Source organism: Citricoccus sp., assembly GCF_035445025.1.
Lineage (GTDB): Bacteria > Actinomycetota > Actinomycetes > Actinomycetales > Micrococcaceae > Citricoccus.
Genome location: NZ_DAOMPX010000030.1, coordinates 30,458 through 39,236, shown reverse-complemented (window position 1 = coordinate 39,236; position 8,779 = coordinate 30,458). Strand labels below are relative to the sequence as shown.

The following is an 8,779-nucleotide window of genomic DNA, read 5'->3' as shown; positions in this document are numbered from 1 at the left end:
GGTCTGGGTGGGCTCGGGGAGTGAGTCGGTCACTACGCGGCGGGAGTTCGGCGGAGGATCAGTGGGTTCCCCAGTGGCTGTGCTCGCGCTCGTCGTAGCCACGACCCTGGTGGTAGTCGTCGACGCCCGGCACCTCGTGGCGCCGGCCGACGGAGCGCAGGCCCATGACGGCGGCCAGCATCAGCAGGAAGAGCAGGAAGGAACCCACGCCGATGACCGGGGCCGGCAGGAACAGCGGGTTGACCACGAGGTGCTCCTCGGCGGCCAGGACGGTCAGGGCGGTGATGGTGTTCATCTGGTGGATCTCCCTCGAAGGGGCCGGTCATCCGGCCACAGGTCACGGTGATGTCTGGGCCCCATCCTAGTACGTCCCCCGTTCAGATCCGGACCTGGCCCTCCCCGCGAAGCACCCACTTGGTGGTGGTGAGCTCCTCGAGGCCCATGGGTCCGCGGGCGTGCATCTTCTGCGTGGAGATGCCCACCTCGGCGCCCAGGCCCAGCTGACCGCCATCGGTGAAACGGGTGGAGGCGTTGACGATCACCGCGGCGGAGTCGATCTCGGTGACGAAGCGGTCCGCGTTGGCCAGGTCGTTGGTGACGATGGCCTCGGTGTGGCCGGTGGACCAGCGCTGGATGTGCTCGATCGCCTCGTCCAGGGATCCCACCGTCTTCACGGCCATCTCCAGGGCCAGGTACTCCCGTCCCCAGTCCTCGTCCCGAGCGGTCTCGGCCTGGGCGCCGTCCGGCAGCCAGGCGCGGGCGCCCTCGTCCACGTGCAGGAACACGCCGGTGCGGGACAGGGCCCGCAACACCTCGCGGCCGGCCTCCTCCGCCTGGGCGTGGATGAGCAGGGTCTCGGCGGCGTTGCACACCGAGACCCGCTGCGTCTTGGCGTTCAGGGCGATGTCCACGGCCATCTTGACGGGCGCGGAGGCGTCGATGAACAGGTGGACGTTGCCCTCGCCGGTCTCGATGACGGGGACCCTGGCCGTGCGCACCACGGACTGGATCAGGTCGTGGCCGCCGCGCGGGATGAGCACGTCCACCGAGCCCCGCTCGGACATCAGGGCGGTGGCGCCGGCGCGTCCGTACTGGTCGATGCCCTGGATGATGTCCGCCTCGAAGCCCTGGTCCCCGGCGACCTCGCGCAGGATCGAGATCAGCGCGGCATTGGTGTTCCGGGCGGCCGAACCGCCGCGGAGGATGACGGCGTTGCCGGACTTCAGGGCCAGCCCGGCGATGTCCACGGTCACGTTGGGGCGGGCCTCGTAGATGGCGCCCACGGTGCCGAGCGGGACCCGGACCTGGGTCATCCGCAGTCCGTTCGGCAGGTTGCGGCCGCGCACCACGTCACCGACCGGGTCCGGCAGGGCCGCCAGCTCCTCCAGCGCCACGGCCAGGGCCTCGATCCGCGCCTCGTCCAGGGACAACCGGTCCAGCATCGCCTCGGACGTCCCGGACTCGCGGCCGGCCGCCACGTCCTTCTTGTTCTCCGCGATCAGGTGCCGGGTGTTCAGCCGCAGCTTCGCGGCCATCGCCCGCAGCGTCTCATCCTTGCGGGCCCGGCCCGCGGTGGCCAGTTCGTGGCGGGCCCGCCGGGCACGCTCGCCGACGGACCGGATGGCCTCGCGGACCTCCTCCGGCACGTCGGCCCCACCGCTCCCGGACATCGGGGCGTCCGGGGCGGTCTCGACGGTCTCGGCGGTCACGGCGTTCTCAGCGGCACTGTTGGGCATGCCCCGGAGTCTACCGGCGGCGCTGGGCCCGGGCCGAGAGCCGGACACAATCGTCCGTGTGCACCACGGGGCGCTGGTACTCCGGGCCGAGCTCCTCGCGCAGGTCGGCGGTGGTGCGCCCCAGCATGGGGGGCAACTCCGAGGAGGAGTAGTTCACCAGTCCGCGGGCCACCACGGTGCCCCGGGCGTCGGCCAGCTCGATCGGGTCACCGGCGTCGAAGCGGCCCTCCACTCCGGTGATCCCAGCCGGGAGCAGGGACCTCTTGTTCCGCACCACGGCGGTGACGGCGCCGTCGTCGAGCACCACCCGGCCGTGCACCTCGGCGAGCAGCCCGAGCCAGGTGCTCCGCGCGGTCCTGCGCCTGCCGGAGGCCTGGAACCAGGTGCCCACGTCCTCCCCCGCCAGCGCGCGATTGGCGTTGGCCGCGGAGGTGACGAGGGCGTGGATGCCCGAGCCGGTGGCGATCCCGGCGGCGTCCACCTTGGTGACCATGCCCCCGGTCCCGACGCCGGCCGGGCCGGACCGGCCGATCGCGACGTCCTCCAGGTCGGCCCGGGAGGCGACGGCGGGGATGCGCTGGGAACCGGGCCGCGAGGGCGGGCCGGTGTACAGGGCGTCGACGTCGGTGAGCAGCAGCAGCGCGTCGGCGCGCAGCAGGTTGGCCACCAGGGCGGAGAGCCGGTCGTTGTCCCCGAACCGGATCTCCGCGGTGGTCACCGTGTCGTTCTCGTTGATGATCGGCACCACCGCCAGGGCCAGCAACCGGTTCAGCGCCCGGAACGCGTTCGTGTACTGGGTGCGGCGGATCAGGTCCTCGGCGGTCAGCAGCACCTGGGCCACCTCGGTCTGGTGCCGGGCGAAGGACGCGGCGTAGTGCGCCAGCAGCTTGCCCTGCCCCACGGCGGCCGCGGCCTGCTGGGTGGCCAGGTCCCGCGGTCGCTTGCCCAGGCCCAACGGGTGGATGCCCGCCGCTATGGTGCCCGAGGACACCAGGGCGACCTCGGTGCCGCGCGAGCGCACGGCCGCGATGGTGTCCACGAGGGAGTTGATGGCCGCGTGGTCGACCCCGGTGGGCGTGGTCAGCGAGGACGAGCCGATCTTGATGACCAGGCGGCGGGCTCGGTGCAGGGTGTCCCGTCCGGTGACGGGGTTCATGACCCGCTCAGCCATCGACGGGCCCTTCGGCACTCCCCGTCCCGGCGTTCTCGCCGTCCGTGTCCCGCGCATAGCGTTCCGTCCAGATGCCCGACCGGCGCTCGGCCTCCAGTTCGGCCTGGGTGCGGGCCCGGGCCGCCTTGCGGTCCTCGAGCTCCTGGCGCTTCTGCTCGCGGGTGGGGCGGGACCGCTCCTCCATGCGCAGGTCGGCCCCGCGCGGGCCGGCCAGCAGCTCGGCTCCGGCGGCCATGGTGGGCTCCCAGTCGAAGACCACGCCGTTGTCGTCACTGCCGATCACCACGGCGTCACCCGGCTTGGCGCCCTGCTTGAAGAGCTCGTCCTCCACGCCCAGGCGATTGAGCCGGTCGGCCAGGTAGCCCACGGCCTCGTCGTTGGTGAAGTCGGTCTGGGCGATCCAGCGCTCCGGCTTGGTGCCGCGCACGCGGAACAGGGGCTCGAGGTTGCGCTCCTCGCGCGTGATCTCGAACTCCTTGGCGCGCACGGACCGCGGCCGGACGACCACGGGCTCGGCGGTCTCCACGGGCTCCGGCATCCGGTCCCGGGCCTCCTGGACGAGCCCGGCCATGGCGAACTTCAGCGGGTCCAGGCCCTTGTGCGAGACCGCGGAGACCTCGAAGACGCGCAGTCCGCGGGCCTCGAGGGACTCCCGCACCATCTCGGCCATCGCCTGGCCGTCCGGCAGGTCCGTCTTGTTCATGGCCACGATGCGTGGCCGCTCGTTCAGGGGGACGACACCCTCCCCGGCCTGGGCGAAGGTCGGTTCCACGGCGTAGGCCGCCAGCTCGGCCTCGATCGCCTCGAAGTCGGCCAGCGGGTCCCGGTCGGACTCCAGCGAGGCGCAGTCCAGCACGTGCACCAGCGCGGCGCAGCGCTCCACGTGGCGCAGGAACTCCAGGCCCAGGCCCTTGCCCTCGGAGGCACCCGGGATCAGGCCCGGGACGTCGGCCACGGTGAACCGGACGTCGCCGGCCTGCACCACGCCCAGGTTCGGCACGAGGGTGGTGAACGGGTAGTCGGCGATCTTGGGCCGGGCCGCGGACAGGGCGGCGATCAGCGAGGACTTGCCGGCCGAGGGGAAGCCCACCAGGGCGATGTCCGCCACTGACTTGAGCTCCAGGACGATGTCCAGTTCCTCACCGGGGGTCCCGAGCAGGGCGAAGCCGGGGGCCTTGCGCTTCTGCGAGGCCAGCGCCGCGTTGCCCAGGCCGCCCTGGCCACCGTGGGCCACCACGTAGGAGGCGCCGTGACCGACGAGGTCGGCGAGGATGTTGCCCTCGATGTCCTTGACGACGGTGCCGTCCGGGACGGAGAGCGTGAGGGACTCACCGTGGGCCCCGTGCCGGAAGTCTCCCTTGCCGGGACCGCCGTTGCCGGCGTGCCGGTGGGGGGCGTGGTGGTAGGACAGCAGCGTGGTGGTCTGGGAGTCCACCACCAGGGTGACGTCCCCGCCGTCGCCGCCGTTGCCGCCGTCGGGGCCGCCCAGGGGCTTGAACTTCTCCCGCTTCACGGAGGCCACGCCGTGGCCTCCGTGTCCGCCGGAAACGTGCAGGACCACCCGGTCCACGAATGCCGCCATGGCCGCCTCTCTGCCGCACCCGCTCTGCCGGGGCGTTGTTGGTGTTGCTGGTCTCCAGTCTGACGTACTCCCGCAGGGAGTGTGCCGTGACCGGTGCCTGTTAACGACTCCGGCGGAGGCGGACCAGGCTGGCCCGCCCCCGCCGGGGCGATGTTCAGGTCCGGGGGCTCATGCTCCCGGTGCCGTCACGCGAGTGATCACTCAGCGGCGGCAGGAACGATGTTGACGACCTTGCGGCCGCGGCGGTTGCCGAACTCCACGGCACCGGCGGACAGGGCGAACAGGGTGTCGTCCTTGCCGATGCCGACGTTGGCGCCCGGGTGGAACTTGGTGCCGCGCTGGCGGACCAGGATCTCACCGGCGTTGACGGCCTGGCCGCCGAAGCGCTTGACGCCGAGGAACTGCGGGTTGGAGTCGCGGCCGTTCTTCGAGGAACTACCGGCCTTCTTGTGTGCCATTGTTCAATCCTTCGGGGTGGTGCGGCCGGTGGCTTCTCGCCAGGAACCGCGGGGTCTGGTTGTGCGTGACCGGGCTAGCCCGGGAGGCGCAGGATCAGGCGATCGAGGTGACCTTGACGGTGGTCAGCTCGGACCGGTGGCCCTGGCGCTTCTTGTAGCCGGTCTTGTTCTTGTACTTCTGGATGACAATCTTCTTGCCACGGGAATGGTCGACGACCTCGGCGGTGACCTTGACCTTGGCCAGGTCATCAGCACCGGTGGTCACCTTGTCCCCGTCCACCAGCATGACGGCGGGCAGCTCCAGGGAGCTTCCGGCCTCAGCGGCGACGCGGTCAAGGGTAACGAGGTCTCCGACGGAAACCTTTTCCTGGCGGCCGCCAGCGCGGACAATCGCGTACACCACTTGGGACTCACTTCTCTCGACGATGACGATTCTGTTCTGCTGCACTCAGGGCCTGCCCAAACCAGCGGTGTCCGGCCGGCGAATGCGGACGGTCCCGGACAGCGGGGGCGATACCTTGAGGCGGACCGGCGGGCCTTCCGACGCCCAACACCAGGGGCAGAGAAGAAACGACGGCGGCGCAGCACCGAGTGACTATCCTACCCGCCGGGCCCCCGCTGGGCCAAATGCCGGTGGGACGGCGCGCCGCGGCCGGTCGACGGCCGCGGCGCTCGGGACGGACCCGGACTACTCCGTGCGGGTGATGTCCTCGGCCTTGACCCCGACGCCGATGATCGACGGCGCCGCGGCCTGGGCCGCACCCCCAGCGCCCTCCGTGGCGGACTCACCGGCCGCGGCGGCTCCCGTCCCGGCGGTGCCGACCGAGGCGCTGAACCGGTGGCCGCTGCTGGAGGCCGCGGTCACCTCCACGGTCTGGATCTCCCCGGAGGTCCCGTCCGAGGACGCGGCCCGACGACGGCGACGGGCCGGGGCGGCCTGGGCCGCCGGAACCTGCGCGGCCGGGGCCTGAACCGGTGCCGTCTGCGCGGGCGCCGGTTCAGGGGACCGCTGGGCCGGGGCGGCCGACGCCTGCGGCTCGGGCTGCTCGCGCGATTCCCTCGGCTCCTGCGTGGGGCCCCGCTGGTCCAGCGCGTCCTCCAGGCTCGACAGGTCCTTCCGGCTGCTCGCCCGGCGCGACCCGCGACGCCCCCGGGGGACCTCCACGGTCTCCCCCGCGATCGTCAGGGTGGGCCCGGACGCGCCCCCCTCGGCCTGCTCGGTGACCTGCGCGGCGGCGGCCGGCTGCCCCGCGGCGACGGCGCGGTCGGTCTCGGGCTGCTGGGCCTGGTCACCCTGCCGGCCCGGCTGACCCTGGTCGCTGCCGGCACGCCGGGACCGGCGGCGACCGGAACCGCCGGCCGGTGCCGCAGGCTGGGCGGTCTCCGCCGACGTCGTGGGCTGCGCGGACTCCGCCGCGCCCGTGGTCTCGGCGGCCCCGGTGGCCTCTCCCGCCTGGTCCGATCCGGCCGGCTCGTGGGCGTGCTGGGTGGCCGCGGCGATGTTGCGCAGGGCGGCCCGGGCGGCCTCGGCGCGGGCCTTGCGATCGGCCTCCTCCTCCGGGCTGAGCTGCTGCTCGACCGGTGCCTCCTGCAGTTCCTCGCGCTCACGCTCGGCCTGGCGTTCGCGGCTGCGGCGCCGCCGCTCGCTGCGCGAGGACTTGCGGCCGGCGTCGCCGGTGTCCGCTGCGGCACCGCCCCCGCCTCCGCCGCCCCCGCTGGAGCGGGGCTCGCCCTGGGAGTTGTGGGCGCGGCGGTGCTCCACGGGGACGTCGTGGATGATGATGCCGCGGCCGTTGCACTGCTCGCAGGTCTCGGAGAAGATCTCCACCAGGCCGGTGCCCATGCGCTTGCGCGTCATCTGGACCAGTCCCAGCGAGGTGACCTCGGCGACCTGATGCTTGGTGCGGTCGCGGCCGAGGCACTCCACCATCCGGCGCAGCACGAGGTCGCGGTTGGACTCGAGGACCATGTCGATGAAGTCGATGACGATGATGCCGCCGATGTCCCGCAGGCGCAGCTGGCGGACGATCTCCTCCGCCGCCTCGAGGTTGTTCTTGGTGACCGTCTCCTCCAGGTTGCCGCCGGAGCCGGTGAACTTGCCGGTGTTGACGTCCACCACGGTCATCGCCTCGGTGCGGTCGATCACCAGCGAACCGCCGGAGGGCAGGAAGACCTTGCGCTCGAGCGCCTTGTGCAGCTGCTCGTCGATCCGGTGGGACGCGAACAGGTCCTCGCCGCCGTGGTCCTCGGGCTTCCACTGCGAGAGCCGGTCCAGCAGGTGCGGCGCCACGTAGGTGACATAGGCCTCGATGTTGTCCCAGACCTCGGGGCCCTGGACGACCATCCCGGAGAAGTCCTCGTTGAACACGTCCCGGACCACCTTGATGGTCAGGTCCGGCTCCGAGTACAGCAGCTCGGGGGCCAGGGTCTTGGTGGACCTCGACTTCGCCTCGATGCCCTCCCACTGGGCGCGCAGGCGGTTGATGTCGTTCATCAGCTCCTGCTCCGAGGTCCCCTCGGCAGCGGTGCGCACGATGACGCCGGCGTTCTCCGGCAGGTGGTCCTTGAGGATCTTCTTCAGGCGAGACCGCTCCACGTCGGGGAGCTTGCGGGAGATGCCCGTCATCGAGCCTCCCGGCACGTACACCAGGTACCGCCCCGGAAGGGAGATCTGGCTGGTCAGGCGCGCACCCTTGTGGCCCACCGGGTCCTTGGTGACCTGGACGAGCACGGAGTCCCCGGACTTCAGGGCGTTCTCGATCTTGCGGGCCTTGCCCTCGAGGTTGGCGGCATCCCAGTTGACCTCACCGGCGTACAGCACGGCGTTGCGGCCCCGGCCGATGTCCACGAACGCGGCCTCCATGGACGGCAGCACGTTCTGCACCTTGCCCAGGTAGACGTTGCCGATCATCGAGTCCTGCGTGGTGTTGGAGACGAAGTGCTCCGCGAGCACGCCGTCCTCCATCACCGCGATCTGGATCCGCTGCTCGCGCTGGCGGACCAGCATCTTGCGGTCCACGGACTCGCGGCGGGCCAGGAACTCGGCCTCGGTGATGACGTGGCGGCGCTGGCGCCCCCCGGAACGGGACTCGCGCCGGCGCTGGCGCTTGGCCTCCAGCCGGGTGGAGCCCTTCAGGCTCGTCACGCCCTGCGGGCCGGTCGCCGCGGCGGCGGACTGACGGGGGGCACGGACCCGGGTGACGGTGTTCTCCGGGTCGTCGTCCGAGCCGCCCTCCAGCTCCATGTCCACGTCTCCGCGACGGCGGCGACGACGACGGCGCGTGCCCGAGCCGTCCCCGTTTCCGTCACCGCCGCGCTCGTCCTCGGACGTCTCGCCGTCCGCTGCGGTGGAGGTGTCATCGTCCCGGCCGCCGGCCTCTGCGTCCCGGGAGTCCTGTGCGGCCCCGCCGCCGGTGCGGCCCCGGGAGCGCCGGCGCCGGGACCGGCGCGAACCGGACGAGCGCCCCTCGGCCTCTCCGTCACCCTGGTCGTCGCCGTCGTCACCGGAGTCACGGGCCTCCCGGTCATCCGCATCCGCGAGGCCCTCGTCGGCATCCCGGTCATCGCGGTCACGGCGCCGGGTGGGAACCGGTGTGATGGCCGAGAGGTCCGGCGCCTGGAAGATCAGGGCCAGGGGATCGGCGGGCACGGCGAAGGGATCCGCCTGGTCCGGACCGTCGGACGCCTGCTCGGCGTCCTCGTCCTCGGCGTCCCCGACGCCGGAGGCCTCGCCCTCGGGCCGGCTGGCGGCCGTCGGGGCCTCGGAGGCCGGGGCTTCCGGGGCTTCCGGGGCTTCCGGGGCTTCCGGGGCTTCCGGGGCTTCCGGGGCTTC

Annotated in this window: 7 protein-coding genes; all 7 read right to left on the bottom strand. The window is 72.4% G+C overall.

From position 1 onward, the window contains the following. Positions 1–58: 58 nt before the first annotated feature. Positions 59–295 carry a hypothetical protein gene (locus PLJ28_RS10585; protein ID WP_183525314.1) on the bottom strand — a complete coding sequence of 79 codons (237 nt, stop codon included), beginning with the start codon at positions 293–295 and terminating at the stop codon, positions 59–61. An 82-nt stretch (positions 296–377) separates the two neighbouring features. Then, positions 378–1,736, bottom strand: a complete 1,359-nt coding sequence (locus PLJ28_RS10580) for a glutamate-5-semialdehyde dehydrogenase (protein WP_370577103.1) — start codon at positions 1,734–1,736, stop codon at positions 378–380. A gap of 10 nt (positions 1,737–1,746) precedes the next feature. Beyond that, positions 1,747–2,907, bottom strand: a complete 1,161-nt coding sequence (gene proB / locus PLJ28_RS10575; RefSeq protein WP_298044587.1) for a glutamate 5-kinase — start codon at positions 2,905–2,907, stop codon at positions 1,747–1,749. Then, positions 2,900–4,489: a GTPase ObgE gene (obgE, locus tag PLJ28_RS10570; protein ID WP_298044584.1), complete on the bottom strand. Its 1,590-nt coding sequence runs from the start codon at positions 4,487–4,489 to the stop codon at positions 2,900–2,902. Before obgE ends, proB begins: the two co-directional genes overlap by 8 nt. A gap of 197 nt (positions 4,490–4,686) precedes the next feature. Beyond that, positions 4,687–4,947, bottom strand: a complete 261-nt coding sequence (rpmA, locus tag PLJ28_RS10565; RefSeq protein WP_183525304.1) for a 50S ribosomal protein L27 — start codon at positions 4,945–4,947, stop codon at positions 4,687–4,689. Between the two features lie 94 nt (positions 4,948–5,041). After that, positions 5,042–5,350: a 50S ribosomal protein L21 gene (gene rplU / locus PLJ28_RS10560; protein WP_029139212.1), complete on the bottom strand. Its 309-nt coding sequence runs from the start codon at positions 5,348–5,350 to the stop codon at positions 5,042–5,044. Positions 5,351–5,635: 285 nt separating this feature from the next. Then, on the bottom strand, positions 5,636–8,779 hold a 3,144-nt coding region (locus PLJ28_RS10555), incomplete at its 5' end, for an Rne/Rng family ribonuclease (RefSeq protein WP_324590106.1).